Source organism: Pseudomonas sp. GW456-12-1-14-TSB6 (assembly GCF_059424205.1).
In genome coordinates this window covers 11,635-35,372 of the sequence record NZ_JBWKZE010000004.1, presented here as the reverse complement: position 1 = coordinate 35,372, position 23,738 = coordinate 11,635, and the positions used below count along the sequence as shown (strand labels likewise).

The following is a 23,738-nucleotide window of genomic DNA, read 5'->3' as shown; positions in this document are numbered from 1 at the left end:
CGACACTCTTTAGCAGTTGAAAAGGGACAACTCAATTCATCCCAGGCAGCTGAACCTTGGGCTTCACGTCGTTCTGCACAACGGATGCCAAGGGTGCGACCACTCCCTGGCTCTTGAGCAATTCGCCCATGGTCGCCTTGATTCGATACTGAGTAAATAACTGAATGTTTTTGATTTCAGCCAGACGCCGCGAAGCGGTGAACAGCTCGTTTTCGCTGTCGAGCAAATCCAGCAGGGTCCGTTCGCCGAGGCTGAACTGGCGCTGGTAAGCAGTGCGCACCGAGGTGCTGTGATCAACGTACTGCTGAGCGATCGGCACCTGGGCGTTGGCGTTGTTCAGGGCGTTCCAGGCCAGGCCCAGCTCTTCATTCAATTGGCGCAAGGCGTTGTTGCGGATATCCAGCGCCTGGTTCGACAGGTAGGACTTGGATTCCAGATCCGCCTTGTTGCTGCCGCCCGAATACAGGTTGAAGCGCATGCGCAACATGGCCTGCCATTCGTTGTTGTGACCGTTCTGGCCGTCGAGGTCGTTGTCGGCAGTGCGGCCCAGCTCGGCGTCGAAGCGCGGGTAGAAGGTCGACTTGGCAGTCTCGTATTGCTTTTCAGCCGCGGCGATATCGGACTCGGCCGAACGCAGGATCGGGCTGTTTTCCAGCATCTGCTGGCGCGCTTCATTCAGGTTGGCCGGCATCATCGCCATGAACGGCGCCGGACGCTCCAACTGATCGGGCATCTGGCCGACAGCGCTGAGGAAGTTGGTTTCCGAGTCGGCGAGGTTGGTCTGCTCGGTGATCAGGTTGTTGCGGGCCTGGGCCATACGCGCTTCGGCCTGATCGAGGTCGGCCCCGCTGCCGACGCCGCGCTGGGTGCGCAGCTGGATCTGGTCGTAGATGCGTTGGTGACTTTTGAGGTTTTCTTCGGCCAGACGCACGAATTCGCGACGGGTCAGCACATCCAGATAAACCTGGGCCACGGTCAGCGCGGTGCGCTCGGAAGTGCCGAGCAGGGAATACGCGCGGGAGTTGACGGTGGCTTGTTGACGCCCGACTTCGCTGGACGTCGCAAAACCGTCAAAAACCATTTGCGACAGACGTAAACTTGACTCGCTGCGGTTCAGGGTTTCCCAGTGATTGCCGCCACCATTGGCACGGGTGGTCACGCTGTCGGTGCCTTCACGACCATAACCGCCCAGCAGATCGACCTTGGGCAGGTATCCACCTTTTGCAGCCTTTAATTGATAATCCGCGGCCAGCCGACTGTTGACCCCTGCCTGGATTTCCGGATGGACATCCAGCGCCTGCTGCATGGCTTCTGGTAAGGATTGTGCTTGTACGAAAGAGGCGGCGAGAGCGAAGGGTAGAGCCTTGAACAGGTGCGAACGCATGGTAAAGATTTCCCAGAACTTCTTGTCTTGAATCACAGCAAATTGGTGAGCTGCGTCGGAAGATGGCAACCGGAATGACCGTATGTCGGAAAGTTTAAAACCGGAACTGGATCACACGCTGAAGGGCAGGTCGCCGCATAAATATCAATGTGACATTACTGGGACGATTGTTTAGGATGGCACCCAGAAGGTCAATAGTTTGGCATAAAGTTAATAGCGAAAGAATCTAGCCAAAATATTGACGAACAGCAGCGTCAACTTTGCTTTATCTTTTTTTAAAAGTACGTCCAGACTGAATCGGCGCAGACAGCCATCAGGTCTATGGAAGTCAACTGAACGTGACACCCGGAGAGTCTTCAATGAGCAGTGTTGTTGCCATCGTCAAAAGCATTGTCGGTCAGGTTTTCGTGGTGTCCCCAGAGGGCGTCCGTCGCGTACTCGTTGAAGGCGACCGGCTGTTTGCCGGCGATCAGGTCGACACCGGCGTTTCCGGCGCCGTGTCCCTGGAACTGGCCGATGGCCGCACGATCGATCTGGGCCGTGACACTCAGTGGAGCGCCGATACCCCGGACTCCAGCACCGACCTGGCCGAAGCCACCGCGCAAGCCGCGCCGTCGGTAGAAGAACTGCAACAAGCCATCGCCGCGGGCGTCGACCCGACCACCGCCCTTGATGCCACCGCTGCCGGCCCGAGCGCCGCAGGGACTGGCGGTGCCGCCGGCGGTGGTCACAGCTTCGTGATGCTCGATGCGACCGCCGGCCGCGTCGACCCAACCATCGGTTTCCCCACTGCGGGCATCAACGCTGCCGGCCAGGCCGCGCAGAACATCACCGGCGGCCAGACCACCGACACCAACGCCAATGCCCTGCGCGAATCGACCCTGAGCCTCAGCGCCACGCCGAGCATCACCGAAGCCGGCGGCGTGCTGGTGTACACCGCAACGCTGACCCAGGCGCCGCTGACCGACCTGACCATCACCCTGTCCAACGGTGCGGTGATCGTGATTCCGGCCGGTTCCACCACCGGCACCGTCAACGTGCCCCTGGCGCCGAACGACACTGTTTATAACGACCCGACCCAGATCGACGTGACCGTCACCGGCACCACCGGCGGCAACGGCATCACCGTGACCCCGCCGACCACTCCGGCCACGACTCAGGTCACCGATACCATCGACACCACCACCGTCACCCTGACGGCCGGCCCAAGCGTGACCGAAGGCGGTCAGATCACCTACACCGCCACGCTGACCAACCCGGCGCAGACGCCGGTGACCGTCACGTTGTCCAACGGCTCGACCATCACTATCGGCGCCGGCCAGACCACCGGCATCGTCAACGTGCCGACCGCACCGAATGACGTCTATAACAACGGCAGCACCGTCACCACCACCATCACCGGTGCCACGGGCGGCAACTTCGAAAACCTGGTGCCGAACCCGACACCGGCGGTCACCAACATCGTCGATTCGGTCGACACCACCAGTCTGACCCTGACCGCCACCGGCACCGTGGTCGAAGGTGGCCAGATCACCTACACCGCAACCCTGACCAACCCGGCGCAGACGCCGGTGACCGTCACCCTGTCGAACGGTTCGACCATCACTATCGGCGCCGGCCAGACCACCGGCAGCGTCAACGTGCCGACCGCACCGAATGACGTCTACAACAACGGCGGCACCGTCAGCACCACGATTACCGGCGCTACCGGCGGCAATTTCGAGAATCTGGTGCCGAACACGACGCCAGCGACTACTACCGTCACCGACTCCATCGACACCACCAACCTGGCGCTGAGCGCCACCGGTTCCGTGGCGGAAGGCGGCTCGATCGTCTACACCGCAACCCTGACCAATCCGGCCGGCACCCCGGTGACCGTGACGTTGAGCAACGGCTCTGTCATCACCATCGAGGCCGGTAAAACCACCGGCACCGTGACCGTTCCGGCGCCGGCCGATGACGTCTACAAAGACGCGGGCAAGGTCGAAGTCACCATCAAGGACGCCACCGGCGGCAACTTCGAGAATCTGGTGCCAAGCACTGTTCCCGCTGTCACCGAAGTGACTGACACCATCGACACGTCGACGGTCAAACTGACGGCTGATACTTCGGTTGCAGAAGGCGGCACCGTTACTTATACCGCAACGGTTGGCGCACCAGTCACCGGTTCGCCGGTGACTGTCACTTTGGCCAACGGCCAGACCATCACCATCGAAGTCGGTAAAACCACCGGCACCGTGACCACCACCGCGCCGAACGACGCATTGGCTGGCAATGCACCGCTGACCAACTCGATCACCGGCGTTTCCGGCGGCAATTACGAAAATCTGGTGGCCGACAAGACTCCGGTTTCGACTACGGTTACCGACGTTGCCGACACCACCAACCTGACCCTGAGCGCCACCGGCACTGTCGCCGAGGGTGGTTCGATTGTTTACACCGCGACCCTGACCAATCCGGCTGGCACCCCGGTGACCGTGACGTTGAGCAACGGCTCCGTCATCACCATCGAAGCGGGCAAAACCACCGGCACCGTGACCGTTCCGGCGCCTGCCGATGACGTCTATAAAGACGCCGGCAAGGTCGAAGTCACCATCAAGGACGCCAGCGGCGGCAACTTCGAGAACCTGGTGCCAAGCACCGTTCCGGCTGTCACCGACGTGACCGATACCGTCGACACCACCACCGTCAAACTGACCGCGACCGAATCGGCGGCCGAGGGCGGTACCGTTACTTACACCGCGACAGTTGGAGCGCCCGTAACTGGCTCGCCGGTCACCGTAACCCTGGCCAACGGCCAAAGCATCACGATTGAAGTGGGCAAGACCACCGGCACCGTGACCACCACAGCACCGAACGACGCATTGGCCGGCAACGCACCGCTGACCAACGCGATCACCGGCGTGAGCGGCGGCAACTACGAGAATCTGGTCGCCGACAAGACTCCGGTTTCGACCACCGTCACTGACACCGTCGACACCACCAACCTGACCCTGAGCGCCACCGATTCCGTGGCCGAGGGCGGCTCGATCATCTACACCGCAAGCCTGACAAATCCGGCCGGCACGCCGGTGACCGTGACCTTGAGCAACGGCGCGGTCATCACCATCGAAGCCGGCAAGACCACCGGCACCGTGACCGTTCCAGCCCCGGCCGATGACGTCTACAAGGATGCCGGCAAAGTCGAAGCGACCATCACCGGCGCAACCGGTGGCAACTTCGAAAACCTGGTGCCAAGCACTGTGCCGGCCGTGACCCAGGTCACCGATACCATCGACACCTCGACCGTCAAACTGACCGCGACCGAGTCGGCGGCGGAAGGCGGTACCGTTACTTACACCGCGACGGTGGGCGCCCCGGTAACCGGCTCGCCTGTGGTTGTGACCCTGGCCAACGGTCAGGCGATCACCATCGAAGTCGGCAAAACCACCGGCACCGTGACTACCACGGCGCCGAACGACGTACTGGCCGGCCATGCACCGCTGACCAACTCGATCACCAACGTCAGCGGCGGTAACTACGAAAACCTCGTGGCCGACAAAACGCCGGTCAGCACCACCATCACCGACACCGTCGACACCACCACCGTATCGCTGACCGCCACCGGCAACGTCAACGAGGGCGGGCAGATCGTCTACACCGCGACCCTGACCAATCCGGCCGGCACCCCGGTGACCGTGACGTTGAGCAACGGCTCCGTCATCACCATCGAAGCCGGTAAAACCACCGGCACCGTGACCGTTCCGGCGCCTGCCGATGACGTCTATAAAGACGCCGGCAAAGTCGAAGTGACCATCAAGGACACTTCCGGCGGCAATTTCGAAAACCTGGTGGCCAACCCGACGCCAGCGGTGACCAACGTCGCCGACACCATCAACACCACGCACCTGACCCTCAGCGCCGAAAGCTATGTGCTCGAAGGCACGTCGATCACTTACACCGCAACGCTGACCAACGCCGCGCAGACGCCGGTGACCGTCAACCTGAGCAACGGCCAGACCATCGTTATCGAGGCCGGCAAGACCAGCGGTTCGGTGACCATCCCGGCACCGAGCGATGACGTCTACAAGGATGTCAGCAAGCTCACCGTGACCATGACCGATGCCAGCGGCGGCAACTTCGAGAAGCTCGACGTCAGCAAGACGCCAGTCAGCACCACGGTCAACGACACCATCGACAAGACCACGCTGACCCTGAGCGCCAGCGACACCGTCAGCGAAGGTGGCCAGATCACCTACACCGCGACCCTGAGCAACCCGGCCGGCACTGCCATGACCGTGACCCTGGCCAACGGAGCGGTCATCAACATCGCCGCCGGTGCCACCAGCGGTTCGGTGAATTTCCCTGCGCCGGCCAACACGCCTTACATCGATGGCGGCAAGGTACAGACCGCGATTGCCAGCCACAGCGGCGGCAACTTCGAACAGATCGATGCCAACCGTTCGGCTGTGGTGACCAAGGTCACCGACACCGTCGACACCACCAACATCAGCCTGAGCGCCACCGGTTCGGTCGCCGAGGGCGGTTCGATCGTCTACACCGCGACCCTGACCAACCCGGCCGGCACGGCCATGACCGTGACCCTGAGCAACGGCGCGGTGATCAACATCGCCAAAGGCGCGAGCACCGGCACCATCACCGTCGCCGCACCGAGCGACGACGTGTACAAGGACGCCGGCAAAGTCGACGCCAGCATCACCAAGACCACCGGCGGCAACTTTGAAAACCTGGTGGTCGACAAGACCCCGGCGGTGACCGACGTCACCGACACCATCGATACCAGTACCGTTTCCCTGAGCGCCACGGCCAGCACCGTTGAAGGCGGCGTGGTGGTTTACACCGCCTCCGTCACCGCACCGGTGACCGGCTCGCCGGTGGTCGTGACCCTGTCCAACGGCCAGACCATCACCATCCCGGTCGGCGCCAGCAGCGCCAGCGTCAACTACACCGCACCGAACGATGCACTGGCCGGCGGCAACACGCTGAGCGTGAAGATCGACGGCACCAGCGGCGGCAATTACGAAAATCTGGTCGCCGACAAGACGCCGGCCGTGACGTCAGTCACCGACACCGTCGACACCACCAACCTGACCTTGAGCGCTACAGGTTCCGTGGCCGAAGGCGGTTCGATCGTTTACACCGCCACGCTGACCAATCCGGCTGGCACGCCAGTGACCGTGACCCTGAGCAACGGCTCGGTGATCACCATCGAAGCGGGTAAAACCACTGGCACCGTGACCGTTCCGGCTCCGGCCGATGACGTTTACAAAGACGCCGGCAAAGTCGAAGTGACCATCAAGGACGCAACTGGCGGCAACTTCGAGAACCTGGTGCCAAGCACCGTTCCGGCCGTGACCGAAGTCACCGACACCATCGACACCTCGACCGTCAAACTGACCGCGACCGAGTCGGCTGCTGAAGGCGGCACCGTCACTTACACCGCCACCGTTGGCGCCCCGGTAACCGGTTCGCCTGTGACCGTGACCCTGGCCAACGGTCAGTCGATCACCATCGAAGTCGGCAAGACCACCGGTACCGTCACCACCACCGCGCCGAACGACGCGCTGAACGGTCACACCCCGCTGACCAACTCGATTACTGGCGTGTCTGGCGGCAACTACGAAAACCTCGTGGCCGACAAAACCCCGGTCAGCACCACCGTGACCGACACCGTCGACACCACCACCCTGACCCTGAGCGCCACGCCGGAAGTCAACGAAGGTGGCCAGATTACCTACACCGCGACCCTGACCAACGCCGCCGGCACTCCGGTGACCGTGACGTTGAGCAACGGCGCCGTGATCACCATCGAGGCCGGCAAAACCTCCGGCACCGTGACCGTCGATGCACCGAAGGACGACGTCTACAAGGACGCCGGCAAAGTCGAGACGACCATTTCGACCACCACCGGTGGCAACTTCGAAAACCTGGTCACCAGCACCGCCCCGGCGGTCACCACCGTCAATGACACCATCGACACGTCCACCGTGTCGCTGACCGCCACCGCCAACGTCGCCGAAGGCGAAACCGTGGTCTACACCGCGACCGTGACGGCGCCAGTGACCGGCTCGCCGGTCGTCGTGACCCTGTCCAACGGCCAGACCATCACCATCGCCGTCGGCGAGACCACCGGCACCGTGAACTTCGTCGCGCCGAACAGCCCGCTGGCGGGCGGCAGCTCGCTGAGCGTGACCATCGACAAGGCCACCGGTGGCAATTACGAAAACCTGGCGGTCGACAGCAAACCGGCAAATACCTCGGTTTCGGACACTGTCGACACGACCAACCTGAACCTGACGGCCACCGATTCGGTGGCCGAGGGCGGTTCAATCACTTACACCGCGACCCTGACCAACCCGGCAGGTACGCCGGTGACCGTGACCCTGTCGAACGGCGCTGTCATTACCATCGAGGCCGGTAAAACCACCGGCACCGTGACCGTCGACGCGCCGAAAGACGACGTCTACAAAGACGCCGGCAAAGTCGAGGCGACCATTTCAACCGCTACTGGCGGTGGTTTCGAGAACCTGGTGCCGAGCACCGTTCCGGCCGTGACCAACGTCACCGACACCATCGACACCACCACGGTGAAACTGACCGCGACCGAGTCGGCAGCTGAAGGCGGCACCGTTACCTATACCGCCACCGTTGGTGCCCCGGTAACCGGCTCGCCTGTGACCGTGACCCTGGCCAATGGTCAGTCGATCACCATCGAAGTCGGCAAAACCACCGGCACCGTCACCACCACCGCGCCGAACGATGCGCTCAACGGCCATGCGCCGCTGACCAACGCGATCACTGGGGTGACTGGCGGTAACTACGAAAACCTCGTGGCCGACAAGACCCCGGTTTCGACCACCGTCACGGATACCGTCGACACCACCAACCTGACCCTGAGCGCAACGGGCTCGGTGGCCGAGGGTGGTTCGATCGTTTACACCGCGACCCTGACCAACCCGGCCGGCACTCCGGTGACCGTGACCCTGTCGAACGGCGCTGTCATCACCATCGAGGCCGGCAAAACCTCCGGCACCGTGACCGTCGATGCGCCGAAGGACGACGTCTACAAAGACGCCGGCAAAGTTGAGGCAACCATTTCGACCGCCACCGGTGGCAACTTCGAGAACCTGGTGCCGAGCACCGTTCCGGCCGTGACCGAAGTCACCGACACCATCGATACCACTACGGTGAAACTGACCGCGACTGAATCGGCAGCTGAAGGTGGCACCGTCACTTACACCGCGACCGTGGGCGCACCTGTGACCGGTTCGCCAGTCACCGTGACGCTGTCCAACGGTCAGTCGATCACCATCGAGGTGGGCAAGACCACCGGCACCGTGACCACCACTGCGCCAAACGATGCGCTCAACGGCCACACGCCGCTGACCAATGCGATCACTGGCGTGAGCGGCGGCAATTACGAAAATCTGATCGCCGACAAAACCCCGGTCAGCACTACCGTGACCGACACCGTCGACACCACCAATCTGTCGCTGACCGCGACCGACAGCGTGGCCGAAGGTGGCTCGATCGTTTACACCGCGACCCTGACCAACCCGGCCGGCACCCCGCTGACCGTGACCCTGTCGAACGGCGCTGTCATCACCATCGAGGCCGGTAAAACCACCGGCACCGTGATCGTTCCTGCGCCTGCCGATGACGTCTACAAAGACGCCGGCAAAGTCGAAGTCACGATCAAGGACGCAACCGGTGGCAACTTCGAGAACCTGGTTCCGAGCACCGTTCCAGCCGTAACGGAAGTCACCGACACCATCGACACGACGACCGTGAAGCTGACCGCTTCCGAAACGGCCGCTGAAGGTGGCACCGTTACTTACACCGCCACCGTTGGCGCACCGGTGACCGGTTCGCCTGTGACCGTAACCCTGGCCAATGGTCAGTCGATCACCATCGAGGTGGGCAAAACCACTGGCACTGTCACCACCACCGCACCGAACGATGCGCTCAACGGCCACACGCCGCTGACCAACGCGATCACCGGCGTAACCGGCGGCAACTACGAAAACCTCGTAGCCGACAAAACCCCGGTTTCGACCACCGTCACTGACACCGTCGACACCACCAACCTGACCCTGAGCGCCACCAATTCGGTTGCCGAGGGCGGTTCGATCACTTACACCGCCACACTGACCAACGCTGCGGGCACTCCGGTGACCGTGACCTTGAGCAACGGCGCTGTCATCACCATCGAAGCCGGCAAAACCACCGGCACCGTGACCGTCGACGCACCGAAAGACGACGTCTACAAAGACGCCGGCAAAGTCGAGGCGACCATTTCGACCGCCACCGGTGGCAACTTCGAGAACCTTGTTCCGAGCACTGTTCCGGCCGTGACCCAGGTCACCGACACCATCGACACCACCACGGTCAAACTGACTGCGACCGAGTCGGCGGCTGAGGGCGGCACCGTTACTTACACCGCGACTGTTGGCGCACCTGTCACCGGTTCGCCTGTGACCGTGACCCTGGCCAACGGTCAGTCGATCACCATCGAGGTCGGCAAAACCACCGGCACCGTCACCACCACCGCGCCGAACGATGCGTTGAACGGTCACACACCGCTGACCAACGCGATCACTGGCGTGACTGGCGGGAACTACGAAAACCTCGTGGCCGACAAAACGCCGGTCTCGACCACCGTCACCGACACGGTCGACACCACCAACCTGACCCTCAGCGCCACCAATTCGGTTGCCGAGGGCGGTTCGATCATCTACACCGCGACCCTGACCAACGCCGCTGGCTCGCCAGTGACGGTGACCTTGTCGAACGGCGCGGTGATCACCATCGAAGCCGGCAAAACCACTGGCACCGTGACCGTCGACGCGCCGAAGGACGACGTCTACAAAGACGCCGGCAAAGTCGAGGCGACCATTTCGACCGCCACCGGTGGCAACTTCGAAAACCTGGTGCCGAGCACTGTTCCGGCCGTGACCCAGGTCACCGACACCATCGACACCACCACGGTGAAACTCACCGCCACCGAGTCGGCGGCTGAAGGCGGCACTGTCACTTACACCGCCACCGTGGGCGCTCCTGTGACTGGCTCGCCAGTGACCGTGAACCTGTCGAACGGCCAGAGCATTACCATCGAAGTCGGCAAAACCACCGGCACCGTGACGACCACGGCGCCTAACGATGCACTCAACGGCCACACGCCGCTGACCAACGCCATCACCAACGTGACGGGCGGCAACTACGAAAATCTGGTGGCCGACAAGACGCCGGTCAGCACTACCGTCACCGACACCGTCGACACCACCAACCTGTCGCTCAGCGCGACCGGCACCGTGGCCGAAGGTGGTTCAATCACCTACACCGCGACCCTGACCAACGCTGCGGGCACCCCGGTGACCGTGACCTTGAGCAATGGCGCCGTGATCACCATCGAGGCCGGTAAAACCACGGGCACCGTGACCGTCGCCGCGCCAGCCGATGACGTCTACAAAGACGCCGGCAACGTGCAAGCCACGATCACCAACGCCACGGGCGGCAACTTCGAAAACCTGGTCACCAGCACCACACCAGCGGTGACCAGCGTTACCGACACCATCGACACCACCACCGTGAAGCTGACCGCAACCGCAACAGCGGCCGAGGGCGGCACCGTCATCTACACCGCTACCGTAGGTGCGCCAGTGACTGGCTCGCCTGTGACCGTGAACCTGTCGAACGGCCAGAGCATTACCATCGAAGTCGGCAAGACCACCGGCACCGTGACCACCACCGCGCCGAACGACGTGCTGACCGGTCATGCACCGCTGACCAACGCCATCACCGGCGTGAGCGGCGGCAACTACGAAAATCTGGTGGCTGATAAGACCCCGGTTTCGACTACCGTCACCGACACCGTCGACACCACCAACCTGTCGCTCAGCGCGACTGGCACCGTGGCCGAAGGTGGTTCGATCACCTACACCGCGACACTGACCAACGCTGCTGGCTCGCCAGTGACCGTGACCTTGTCGAACGGCGCCGTGATCACCATCGAAGCGGGTAAAACCACCGGCACCGTGACCGTTCCAGCGCCAGCCGATGACGTCTACAAGGACGCCGGCAACGTACAGGCAACGATCACCAACGCCAGCGGTGGCAACTTCGAGAACCTGGTCACCAGCACCACGCCAGCCGTGACCAGCGTCACCGATACCATCGACACCACTACCGTGAAGCTGACCGCAACTGCGACGGCGGCCGAGGGTGGCAACGTTGTCTACACCGCCACTGTTGGCGCTCCGGTGACTGGCTCGCCAGTGACGGTAACCCTGTCGAATGGTCAATCGATCACCATCGAAGTCGGCAAGACCAGCGGCACCGTGACCACCACCGCGCCTAACGACGTGTTGAATGGTCATGCACCACTGACCAACGCGATCACCGGCGTGAGCGGCGGTAACTACGAGAATCTGGTGGCCGACAAGACCCCGGTCAGCACCACCGTGACCGACACCGTCGACACTACCAACCTGTCCCTGAGCGCCACCAATTCGGTCGCCGAAGGCGGTTCGATCGTTTACACCGCGACACTGACCAACGCTGCGGGCACCCCGGTGACCGTGACCTTGAGCAACGGCGCCGTGATCACCATCGAGGCCGGTAAAACCACTGGCACCGTGACCGTTCCTGCCCCGGCGGACGACGTCTACAAAGACGCCGGCAACGTACAGGCCACGATCACCAACGCCACCGGTGGCAACTTCGAGAACCTGGTGACCAGCAACACACCTGCCGTGACCAGCGTCACCGACACCATCGACACCACCACCGTGAAGCTGACCGCAACCGCAACAGCGGCCGAGGGTGGCACCGTCACCTACACCGCGACCGTGGGTGCGCCGGTGACTGGCTCGCCGGTAACCGTGAATCTGGCCAACGGTCAGTCGATCACCATCGAAGTCGGCAAAACCACCGGCACCGTCACCACTACCGCGCCGAACGACGCGTTGACCGGCCACACACCGCTGACCAACTCGATCACCAACGTTTCTGGCGGCAACTACGAAAACCTCGTGGCCGACAAGACGCCGGTCTCGACCACCGTCACCGACACCATCGACACCACCAACCTGACGCTCAGCGCGACCGGCACCGTGGCCGAAGGTGGCTCGATCACTTACACCGCGACTCTGACCAACGCCGCTGGCTCGCCAGTGACCGTGACCCTGAGCAACGGTTCGGTGATCACCATCGAAGCCGGCAAAACCACCGGCACCGTGACCGTTCCTGCGCCAGCCGATGACGTCTACAAAGACGCCGGCAACGTGCAGGCGACGATCAAGTCCGCCACCGGCGGCAACTTCGAGAACCTGGTCACCAGCACCACGCCAGCCGTAACCAGCGTTACCGACACCATCGACACCACCACCGTGAAGCTGACCGCGACCACGACGGCGGCCGAAGGTGGCAACGTGGTCTACACCGCGACCGTCGGCGCACCAGTGACTGGCTCGCCAGTGACCGTGACCCTGGCCAACGGTCAGTCGATCACCATCGAAGTCGGCAAAACCACCGGCAGTGTGACCACCACCGCGCCGAACGACGTGTTGAATGGTCATGCGCCACTGACCAACGCGATCACCGGCGTAAGCGGCGGCAACTACGAGAATCTGGTGGCAGACAAGACCCCGGTCAGCACCACCGTCACCGACACCGTCGACACCACCAACCTGTCCCTCAGCGCGACCAGCACCGTGGCCGAGGGTGGCTCGATCACCTACACCGCAACCCTGACCAACGCCGCTGGCTCGCCAGTGACCGTCACCCTGAGCAACGGTTCGGTGATCACCATCGAAGCCGGCAAAACCACCGGCACCGTGACCGTTCCTGCGCCAGCCGATGACGTCTACAAAGACGCCGGCAACGTACAGGCCACGATCACCAACGCTACCGGCGGCAATTTCGAAAACCTGGTCACCAGCACCACACCAGCAGTGACCAGCGTCACCGACACCATCGACACCACCACCGTCAGCATCACCGGCAGCACCTCGGTGACCGAAGGCCAGACCGCAACCTACACCGTCAGCCTGACCAACCCGGCGCAAACCGAAGTCACCCTGAAAATCGTCTACAGCGGCACCGCCGCCGACGGTTCGGACTTCACCGGCGTGTACACCGTGAAGATTCCGGCCGGTGCCAGCAGCGCGCAGTTCAACGTCGCGACCATCGATGACAAGATCACCGAAGGCACCGAAAACTTCGTGGTCAAGATCGACTCGGCCACCGGTGGCAACTTCGAAAACCTGGCGGTCAGCAGCACCAATGGCAGCGTCAGCACCTCGATCATCGACAACGATGCACCGCCGGTCATCGACCTCGACGCCAACAACTCAAGCGGTGCAACGGGTGCCGACTACAAGGTGACCTTCACCGAGAACACCCCGGGCGCAGGTGTGTCGATTGCCGACACCGACATCAAGATCACCGACCCGGACAGCACCATGCTGACCGGCGCCACCGTCGTGCTGACCAACCGCCAGGACGGCGATGCGCTGAATCTGGGCAACAGCGTCAACGGCATCACCATCAATGCCAACAGCACCAACGGCACCGTCACCCTGACCCTGTCGGGCAACGCGACGCTCGCCGACTACATGCAGGCCATCAAGAACATCAGCTTCACCAACAGCAGTGAAGACCCGAGCACCGTGCCACGGATCATCACCGTGACCGTGACCGATGGCGGCAACTACTCCAACACCGCGACCACCACGGTCAACGTGGTGGCAGTCAACGATGCGCCGGTCGCTGCACCGGTCAATGTCACCGGCACCGAAGACACCCCACTGGTTCTCGGCTGGTCGACCTTCGGCGTCAGCGACGTCGACAGCCCGGCCAGCAGCCTGGGCGTGAAAATCACCCAGCTGCCGGGCGAAGGCAAACTGCAGTATCTGGACGGCTCGACCTGGAAAGACGTCGCCACCAACCAGACCTTCAGCAAGGCTGACATCGACGCCGGCAAGCTGCGCTTCCTGCCGGATGCCAACGAGTCGGGTGTGAACGGTTACGGTGGCACTGGCGTTGGCAACAATCAGGCCGACTACGCGCAGATCAAATTCCAGCCAACCGACGGCCAGTTGCTGGGCAACACTGGCACCATCAAGATCGATATCACGCCGGTGGCGGATGCACCGACCCTGTCGGTGGCCGACAACAGCGTGAAGTCCACCGGGCTGATCAAGGAAGTCTGGACCGGTCTGTCGGGTCTGGGCACCGACGGCAGCGGCGCGAATTCGACCACCCTGAAAAACGTGATCGACGGTGCCGGCAAGCCGAACACCAGCGGCACCGTGAATAACGTGCAGTCCGACGGCAGCGTGACCGCCGGCACTGCGTCGAAAACCTCGGGCCTGATTTATCTGGAAGCCGGCAAGACCTACACCTTCAGCGGCACTGGTGACGACAGCCTGCTGGTGACCATCGGCGGCAAGAACGTGGCCTCGACCACGTGGGGCGCGGGTGGCAACCTCAACGGTTCGTTCACCCCGACCACCAGCGGCTACTACACCCTGGACATCTACCACCACAACCAGAGCGGCCCGGGCAGCTACGACGTCAACCTGTCGGTCAACGGCAGCACGCCGATCGACCTGAGCAGTGCCGGCGTGCCGATCTATACCGGCGTGCAGGATCTGGTGAATGCCGGCGTGACCGTCTCCGATCTGCACGGCAGCAACGGCGAAGGCTATTACGACGGCTACAAACTCAACACCGGCGCCGAAGGCACCACCGTGAAACTGTCGTCGATCAGCACCGCGCTGACCGACACCGACGGCTCGGAAACCCTGAGCATCAAGATCAGCGGCGCACCGGTCGGTTCGGTACTCAGCGACGGCGCAGGCCACAGCTTCACCGTGACCGCCACCAGCGGCGACGCCAACGTCACCGGCTGGAACCTCGGCACCCTGACCGTGACCCCGCCGACCTACTACAACGGCCAGTTCAACCTGACCGTGACCTCGACCTCAACCGAACAGGTCGGCGGCTCGGCCAGCACCACCGCGACCATCCCGGTCACCGTGGTGCCGGCGGTGTATAACGCGGTGGTCGCCACCTCGGCGGACGACACCGTCACCGGCACCGACGGCAACGACATCATCGTCGCCGACATCGGCGGCCTGACCGTGGTGCCGGGCACCAACTACAACATCGCGTTCATGGTCGACAGCTCGGGCAGTATGAGCGCCTCGTCGATCAATGCGGCCAAGGATTCGCTGACGTCGGTGTTCAACACCCTCAAACAGAGCCTGGGCAGCAACTCGGGCACGGTGAACATCTTCCTGGTGGACTTCGATACCCAGGTCAACAAGTCGGTGTCGGTGAACCTCAACGACCCGAACGCACTGACCTTGCTCAAGGCCGTGCTGGACTCGATGTCGTCCGGCGGCGGCACCAACTACGAGGACGTGTTCAAGGCCACGGCGAACTTCTTCCAGAGCGCCGAAGCGGTAGCCAACACCGGGGCGAAGAACCTCACGTACTTCATTACCGACGGCCAGCCGACCTACTACCAGAGCAACGAGCAGACCAACCCGACGCTGTACGGTAACGTGAAGCTCGATGATGTGGTGAAAACCAGCAACTACAAGCTGGGCAACAGCTTTGCGACTTACATCGACAGCACCCACTACCTGAGCATCAACACCTCCGGCGAGGTCGTGTTGCAGACGTACAAGAATGGCTACTGGAACTGGAACAGCCTGGGCACCATTCATGCACAGGGTGACGGCACCTACGAGATCTCGAGCCTGGCCGGCAGCGGCAGCAGCACCTCGTCGTACACCACCGACAACTCCGCCGCCGGCTTCGCGCTGCTGAGCGGTCTGTCGAACGTCGAAGCGATCGGCCTCAACAACGGCGTCAGCCTCAGCGATTTGAAACCGTACGATTCGGACAAGACGCCACAGACCAACATCGATCCGAAGGACCTGGCCAACTCGATCATCGGCCACACCGAAGCGACGATGCCGGGCAACGACACCGTCAGCGGTGGCGACGGCAACGACATCCTGTTCGGCGACCTGGTGAGCTTCAACGGCATTGCCGGCGAGGGTTATCAGGCAATGCAGGCGTTCGTGGCCAAGGAAACCGGGGTCGACGTCAGCAAAGTCACCACCAGCAACGTGCACCAGTACATCACCGAGCACTATCAGGCGTTCGATGTGTCCGGTGCCCACGACGGCAACGACACGCTGCTGGGCGGCGCGGGCAATGACATTCTGTTCGGCTCGGGCGGCAACGACCTGCTCGACGGTGGCAAGGGCAATGACATCCTGCTCGGCGGCACCGGCAACGACACGCTGATCGGCGGTCAGGGCAACGACATCCTGATCGGTGGTTCCGGTGCCGACACCTTCGTCTGGAAGGCAGGCGACACCGGCAACGACGTGATCAAGGACTTCAAGGCCAGCGAAGGCGACCGCATCGACCTGCGTGACCTGTTGCAGGGCGAGACCGGCAGCACCATTGACAACTTCCTGAAGATCACCACGGTCGACGGCGTGTCGTCGCTGCAAGTCAGCTCGGGCGGCAAGTTCAACGCGGGCGATGCCGCAGCCGCCACCCCGGACGTGACGATCAAACTGGAAGGCAACAACTGGTCCACGGTCAACATTCACAACCTGATTGCCGGCAGCGATCCGACCATCAAGGTCGACCACAACAACAGCTGATGCGTGAACAACGGCCGCCCCACTGGGGCGGCCGTCGCGTTTTCGGCGCTTGAACCGGTGACGATTTCGTCGGCGCACCGCATACTCGCGCGCAGTTGGCTATGCTGCTGACAGCATGACGCTGGTCCATTTCCGAGGGATGCTCAATGTTTTACGTGCAACGCGATGCGCAGGGTCAGTTGATTCGCGTGGAAGCTGCGGCCTACGCCGAGGCCACGGAAACGCTGCCGGCCGACCACCACGAAATCCAGGCCTGGTACGCCAACGAAGCCGTGGAGAACAGCCTCAAACAGCTCAAGCAGAGCGACCTGGAAATGATCCGGGTACTCGACGACCTGATTCAGGTGCTGACCCAAAAAGGCGTGATCCGCGTCACCGACCTGCCAGCGGCGGCCCAGGCCAAGTTGATGGACCGGACCCAGGCGCGGGAAGCGCTGGGCGGGTTGAGTCAGTTGATCGATGAGGATGAGGGCGGGTTGATCTAATCCAGGATCTTCGATGAAGTTTGATCGTTCCCACGCTCTGCGTGGGAATGCCGCCCGTGACGCTCCGCGTCACAACGGTGTCTGACGCGACACCGACGGTGTGACTGGAACGCAGAGCGTCCCTTTATGCATTCCCACGCAGAGCGTGGGAACGATCAGTCAGCCCCAGAGTTTCGGCTCACCGAACAGTTGCCCCTGAACCCCATACAACCCCATCTCGCGAATCACCGACAATTCCCCTTCCGTCTCGACCCGCTCGGCAATCAGCGGCAGATCGATGCTGTGCGCCGCACGCTGGATCGCTTCGATGAACAGACGCTTGTCGCTTTCCTGATCGATCGCCCGGATGTAGCTGCCATCGATCTTCAGGTACGCCAGCCCCAGCCGCGCCAGGTTGCCGATCATGCTGAAACGCCCGCCGAAGCGCTGCAGGCTCAGGGAGAAACCGAGTTCACGCAGGCGCCGGGTCAATTGTTCCAGCACCGCTTGCTCCGGCAATTGTTCCTCGCCGATTTCCAGGGTCAGGCGCGCACCGAGGTTGGAATGCGCCCGCAGAATCTCGAACACTTTGTTCAACGCCTGCGGATCGGCGAGGGTCGCCGATGACAGGTTCAGCGCCAGGGACTCTTCATGACCGGCCATCTGTTCCAGCACCTGCTCGAGCATCAACCGGTCCAGCCGTGCGGTCCAGCCGAAGCGCTCCAGCCACGGCAGGAAGCGTCCGGCTGGAATGGTCTGGCCCTGCTCGTCGAGCAAGCGCGACAGCACTTTGTAATGCAGCACCAGTTGCGTGTCCTGCGCCGCCACTACCGGCTGGAAGAACAGCTCGAAACGCCGCTGATTCAACGCCTGATCGAGCAGGCGATGCCAGGCGTGGTGATCGTCGCCGACCTCCGCCACCAGGCTCTGATCGAGGCACGCCCAGTTCTGCTCGCCCTGCCCTTCGGCCTGGGCCAGCGCCTGATCGCCGAGGCTGAGGACCGCTTGCGGCGAATCGCCGTGAGCGAACGGTGCCAGGCCGATAGAAGCCACGGCGGGCACGTCGGTGGCGCCTGTCGCGTGCAGGCTGCTCAGGGCACTGTCGAGGCTCTGCGCCAGTTGCAGCGCTTCTTCACGGGTCAACCCCGGCGCCAGCACGGCGAATTCACCGCCGCGAATCCGGGTGACGAGGTTCTGGGTTTCCGGGTATTTGGCGCACTCGCGGGACAGTTGCTCGCCGACCGCTTTCAACAATTCATCGGTGCGCTGACCGCCGAGGCGCTGGTTGAGACCGGCCAGATCCTTGACCCGCAACAGCAGCAGATAACCGGAACTGGCCTGCTCCGGGTTGCTCACCCGCGCATTCAGCTGCATCTCGAAATAACGCCGGTTGGCCAGCCCCGTGAGGTTGTCCTGATAGGACTCGGTGCGCAGTTTTTCACTGCGCTCGGCCTGCTCCTGGAACAGCGCCTTGAGCTTCTCGACCATCTGGTTCATCGCCAGCACCACGCGGCGCAATTCAGGCGTGCGCGGCAGATCCGGCAGACTCAGGAACTCACGACGGGCGATGGCGTGGGATTGCTTGACCATGTAATCCAACGGCTTCAGTTGCCGGCGCAGCAACAGCGCACCCAGCACCGCACTCACCGCCCCGCAGACCAGCAACCAGCCAAGGCTGCCGAGCGCGCTCTGCCAGAGCTTGGCCAGGGCGAACATCGGGTGGCTGACCACCTCGACCCGCGCCGCCTGCTCCCAGCCACGGCTGACCAGCGCATCGCCACCGGCCGGTTCCAGGCCGATCAGTCTGACGAACCAGTCCGGCACGTTGGTGACCGCCGGAATGCCGTTGCGCTCGACAATGGTCTGGTCGGTCTTCAGATCGACCACGCGGATGCTCGAGTAATAACCGCTGTCGAAGATCGAGCTGACCAGCAACTCGACCATCGCCGGGTCATCGATGTTCGGCGTCAACGACAGCGCCAGCGCCGTGGCCGCATCCTGGGCGTGGGAGCGCAACTGGTTGACGTACTGGGTGCGCGAGCTCTCCAGACTGACCATGAAGCTGCCGGTGAAGGCGACCACCAGGAACAGACAGATAGCGATCAACAGCTGTTTGAACAAAGACATCTGAGCGCGTGCTCCTAGTTAGTCGTCTCGACCGGAAATCCTTCGGCCTGCATTTTCTTCAACACATCCTGCCAGCGTGACAGGCGTTTGGTGTCACCGACCTTCTTGTTGCCCTTGGCGCCCGGCAGGTACAGCCCTTCGGCATTGAAAGAGTAGACCGGCAGCAAATCGGTTCGCTCGGCGGCCGGCTTGATCGGGTCGATCAGGCTGTCGAGCACCAGCGGCATGGCGTCAGGGCTGGAATAGTAAGTCAGGACCATGTGCGCGCGGTTCTGGCGCAGGGCCTTGACGTAGGTGATGCGCAACTTGTCACTGGCCACACCGAGGTGGCGCAGGCTGAAATACTTGGCGATCGCATAGTCTTCGCAGTCGCCGGCGCCTTTCCACAAGGCTTCGATGGGGGTTTCCCAATAGTCGACCTCGTGCCACAGATCGATGTCTTCGACGTAGCGCATCTGTTTGTTGAAAAACAGGTTCACCACTTTGAGCTTTTCCATCTCGCTGACCTGCTTCTGCGTGGCCAGCAGATTCTGCCAGGCATCGATCCGCTGTTGCCCGGCGCCCAATGGCCCGTACAGTGCCGTGGCCTTGCGGCTGATCGCGGAAAAATCCCAATCGGCATGCAGACCGCCCAGCATGATGCCGGCCAGCAGCAGCGCGCAGGCAAGCCAGCGCGCAATCCGTGGGATTGCGAAACGTACCGCCAATGCAAGGCATCCAGGGCAGAGAGGAAAGCGCTTGATGGTGAAGGTTAGCCCAGCAAAAAACAATGGCACCATGAGATCATCGCTGCCGCGCTAAACTTCAGATGTGACAGGGTTCTTCTACACGGTTTGACAACCTGTAGAGCAATCACTAGTGTCCTTTGGATCCAAATCCGCAGTCATAGGGTGTGCAGTTGTGACCCAAAAGCCCAAGCCACTCCACAGCATCAAAGTCGACGGCCCGATTCCCGCGCATCTGGCGCGCTCGGTCATCGAAGAAACCCTGCGCGCCGCCATTCTCGACGGGCGCCTGCCCTGCGGCACCGCCGTGCGCCAGCAGGATCTGGCCGACCTGTTCGGTGTCAGCCGCATGCCGGTGCGCGAAGCCTTGCGCCAGCTCGAGGCCCAGGGCCTGCTGAACGTCACTGCCCACAAGGGCGCCGTGGTGGCGCCGCTGATCCAGGGTGACGCAACGGAAACCTATGAGCTGCGCATTCTGCTGGAGTCCGAAGCACTGCGCCAGTCGATCCCGCTGCTGACCCCGGTCGACCACGAACGCGCGGCCGGTTTCATCGAAGAACTGGAAAACGAACACGACTACACCGAAATCGGTCGGCTCAACCGTCTGTTTCACATGGCGCTTTACGGCAAGGCGCCCAATGGCCGACTGTTGCGGCTGGTGGAAGACGGCTTGAACGAAGAAGAGCGCTTCCTGCGCTTCAACCTCGAGGCCATGGGCCTGGGCAAAATCTCCCAGGACGATCACCGCGCGTTGTTGCAGGCGGTGAAAGAGCGTGACACCGCGCACGCCGTGACACTGCTGGAGCAGCACCTCAACCGCGGTGTCGAGGTCATCACCCGTTACCTCGCCAGCTCCGCCGGCCAAAGCCGCAAAGCGGCGCACTGAATCCTCCCTCCCGGGTGAGCCTCCACTCACCCGGCGAATAACCCGCTTACAAATCCCCCCACCCGTCACGGTCATTTGCCGTGGCACATCGACGCCTGCGCTCTAACCTCCCTTCTGCTTTGAACAGCCCGGAATTTGCACCGCAAGGAAGTCATTTTCGACGATAGCCGCGGCGCCGATTTACGCGCACCCTTGAATCGCCAACCCAATATAGAACGGGGACGCGCCGCCCCGGCAGCAGTCCCCGCACCAGGAACCTACGGAAGGAGCCTTGTCACGGGAACAGGAAGAAACGGCGCTCTTACAGCCCGACTTCATCCCCTCATATCAATTCGATTACTTAATTTGAAAGTTGCTTCGAGTGAGGCATTCACTCTTGTCGTTCAATTTTGGCCATTAAACGCCGAAAGGAGCAACTACGCCCAAATAAAACTTAACTTATAAGTTTTATCAGCCCCACTCATACTTCAAAAACAGCCAACTAAAAATAATTAAAAATAAACTTGTTAAGTTGTTTTGCGATGTATTAGTTTTTCTTCGCCGAGTTTGGATCCGAAATCACCAACCCGGCACAACCTTGCGCTACGGCCAGGTTCGCAGCGGTTTATCCGTCCGCTGCTGTCCCGGGCCCTTCAGACATTGCCTGTTTTCATCGAAACCGAATGAGGCTGTCGTTCGCCTGGAGAAACTTGCTCAACGTTGTTAGCGATTAATTGAGCAATCCTTATTCCCTATTAACCAGAGTCTCGCAACCATGCCAACTAAAGAGCAACTTACACTGAAGAAAGCCGAACTCAGCATTCATCCGATCTTCTCCGAGATCGATTCTTTGGCGACATTGCGCCGGTTCATGGAGTCCCATGTATTTGCTGTCTGGGACTTCATGTCGCTGACCAAACGCCTGCAGCAGGAACTGACTTGCACTCGCCTGCCGTGGTTACCGCCACGAGATCCGCACGCAGCAAGACTGATCAACGAAATCGTGCTCGGGGAAGAATCGGACGATCGGCTGTCACACGGGCATTACAGCCACTTCGAACTGTACCTCGATGCCATGCGCGAAGTCGGTGCGGACACGACAGCCGTGGAACGCTTCGTGACGCTGCAACAGGAAGGCGTGAGTTACGACGTCGCCCTGCAAAGCGTCGAGGTCGATCCGGCCGCTGCGCGGTTCGTCCGCGACACTTTGCACACCGCACTGCATGCACCCGGTCACAGCGTTGCCGCCGCCTTCCTGCACGGTCGCGAGAGCGTGATCCCGACCATGTTCCAGCGCATGCTCGATGCCTGGGGCATCGGCGTCGAGCAGGCGCCGACCTTCCGTTACTACCTGGAGCGACACATCGAAGTCGACTCCGAAGACCACGGCCCCGCCGCAGAACAACTGCTGGATCGACTGGTGGACGGCGATCCGCAGCGCGAAGCGGAGGTCTACGCCAGCGCCATCGCCGCCGTGGAAAGCCGCATCGCTCTGTGGGACGGCCTGCGCCTGAGCATGCGCGAACCGTTGGCGGAGGTGGCCCAATGAACGCCGCCGACTACCAGTCTTTCGCCGACGCCTGGGAAAGCCGCGCGACCATCCGCACCCGGCCACGCCGCGTGCTGGAGGACGACGCGCGGCTGATCTATCCGCTCAGCCGCCAGCCGTTGGTGCTCAGCGAAACCTTCCTGCGCGAATGCCCGCAGCAGCGTGATTTCGCCCTGGTGCAGACGCTGTACAAATTCATCAACGACGTGGTGATTTTCGAAACCGAGATCGTCGACAAGACCGCCCGCAGCATCGCCAAGAACCGCTTCGCCGTGGCCTTCCCGTTCGCCTGTCGCTACGACGCCATGACCGTGGTGGTGGACGAGGATTACCACGCGCTGGTGGCGATGGATTTCATGCAGCAGACCGTGGCCATGACCGGCATCGAGCCGATCGAGCTGCCGAATGAAATCGAACTGAGCCGGGCGATTCCGGCCGCCGTCGAACTGGCCCCGCAACACCTGCGCAGCGCCGTGGAGCTGATCTGCGTGGCCATCGCCGAAAACACTGTGACTGGCGATGTCGCGGCGTTCGCCCGGGACGACACGGTCAAGCCGTCGATCAAGGGCCTGATGGCCGACCACTTGCTCGACGAGGGCCGGCACTCGAGTTTCTGGGCGCGGATGGTGCGCATCTACTGGCACACCGCGAGTGATGCGGATCGCGACTGCATCGCGCAGATCCTGCCGGTGTTCATCGGCCATTACCTGACCAACGACATCCAGAAGGCCTTCGACCTGCGCCTGATCGACGCCCTGCCGGTCAACGATGCCACCCGCCGCGCACTGAAAGACGAGATGGCCGGGCTGGCCTTCCCGATCAATCGCCACCACCCGCTGGTGGGCAACATCGTGCGGTTTTTCCACAACAGTTCGCTGCTCGACACACCGTGCGTGCAGCACGCCCTGCGCGACTACCTGGTTTGACAAGGA

Annotated in this window: 8 protein-coding genes; 5 read left to right on the top strand and 3 right to left on the bottom strand. The window is 62.2% G+C overall.

Features of this window, described 5'->3' with window-relative positions; genetic code table 11:
• Positions 1-31: 31 nt before the first annotated feature.
• The gene (locus AC07Y2_RS04730) at positions 32-1,384 is read right to left on the bottom strand and encodes a TolC family outer membrane protein (protein WP_011331849.1); all 1,353 of its coding nucleotides are present in this window, start codon (positions 1,382-1,384) and stop codon (positions 32-34) included.
• A 359-nt stretch (positions 1,385-1,743) separates the two neighbouring features.
• Here AC07Y2_RS04730 and AC07Y2_RS04725 point away from each other — a divergent pair, with 359 nt between their 5' ends.
• Together AC07Y2_RS04725 and AC07Y2_RS04720 are read left to right on the top strand one after the other, a co-directional pair.
• Positions 1,744-17,076 (top strand): LapA family giant adhesin, encoded by a 15,333-nt coding sequence (locus AC07Y2_RS04725; RefSeq protein WP_103385530.1) that lies wholly within the window; start codon positions 1,744-1,746, stop codon positions 17,074-17,076.
• A gap of 146 nt (positions 17,077-17,222) precedes the next feature.
• Entirely contained in the window at positions 17,223-17,561 is a 339-nt protein-coding gene (locus AC07Y2_RS04720; RefSeq protein WP_085613332.1) for a tryptophan synthase subunit beta, read from the top strand.
• 159 nt (positions 17,562-17,720) lie between these two features.
• Here AC07Y2_RS04720 and lapD read toward each other — a convergent pair whose 3' ends face one another.
• Positions 17,721-19,667, bottom strand: coding sequence for a cyclic di-GMP receptor LapD (gene lapD / locus AC07Y2_RS04715; protein WP_103385529.1), 1,947 nt, complete (start codon positions 19,665-19,667; stop codon positions 17,721-17,723).
• A gap of 14 nt (positions 19,668-19,681) precedes the next feature.
• Positions 19,682-20,374 carry a cysteine protease LapG gene (gene lapG, locus AC07Y2_RS04710; protein WP_007960234.1) on the bottom strand — a complete coding sequence of 231 codons (693 nt, stop codon included), beginning with the start codon at positions 20,372-20,374 and terminating at the stop codon, positions 19,682-19,684.
• A 193-nt stretch (positions 20,375-20,567) separates the two neighbouring features.
• On the opposite strand from lapG, the gene AC07Y2_RS04705 reads away from it, so the two are divergent.
• The 3 genes from AC07Y2_RS04705 (at position 20,568) to AC07Y2_RS04695 (ending at position 23,732) form a co-directional block, all read left to right on the top strand.
• Positions 20,568-21,278, top strand: a complete 711-nt coding sequence (locus AC07Y2_RS04705; RefSeq protein ID WP_039773042.1) for a GntR family transcriptional regulator — start codon at positions 20,568-20,570, stop codon at positions 21,276-21,278.
• A 754-nt stretch (positions 21,279-22,032) separates the two neighbouring features.
• Positions 22,033-22,806, top strand: coding sequence for a DUF3050 domain-containing protein (locus tag AC07Y2_RS04700; protein ID WP_039773044.1), 774 nt, complete (start codon positions 22,033-22,035; stop codon positions 22,804-22,806).
• The gene (locus tag AC07Y2_RS04695) at positions 22,803-23,732 is read left to right on the top strand and encodes a diiron oxygenase (protein WP_039773046.1); all 930 of its coding nucleotides are present in this window, start codon (positions 22,803-22,805) and stop codon (positions 23,730-23,732) included. The genes AC07Y2_RS04700 and AC07Y2_RS04695 overlap by 4 nt, the downstream gene beginning before the upstream one ends.
• The last annotated feature ends 6 nt before the right edge of the window (positions 23,733-23,738 follow it).

What these genes read in the sequence shown, in the direction of transcription:
- AC07Y2_RS04700 (WP_039773044.1), top strand. Translation starts at nt 22,033, where the DNA reads ATGCCAACTAAAGAGCAACTTACACTGAAGAAAGCCGAACTCAGCATT.
- AC07Y2_RS04730 (WP_011331849.1), bottom strand. Translation starts at nt 1,384, where the DNA reads ATGCGTTCGCACCTGTTCAAGGCTCTACCCTTCGCTCTCGCCGCCTCT.
- AC07Y2_RS04695 (WP_039773046.1), top strand. Translation starts at nt 22,803, where the DNA reads ATGAACGCCGCCGACTACCAGTCTTTCGCCGACGCCTGGGAAAGCCGC.
- AC07Y2_RS04725 (WP_103385530.1), top strand. Translation starts at nt 1,744, where the DNA reads ATGAGCAGTGTTGTTGCCATCGTCAAAAGCATTGTCGGTCAGGTTTTC.
- AC07Y2_RS04720 (WP_085613332.1), top strand. Translation starts at nt 17,223, where the DNA reads ATGTTTTACGTGCAACGCGATGCGCAGGGTCAGTTGATTCGCGTGGAA.
- lapD (WP_103385529.1), bottom strand. Translation starts at nt 19,667, where the DNA reads ATGTCTTTGTTCAAACAGCTGTTGATCGCTATCTGTCTGTTCCTGGTG.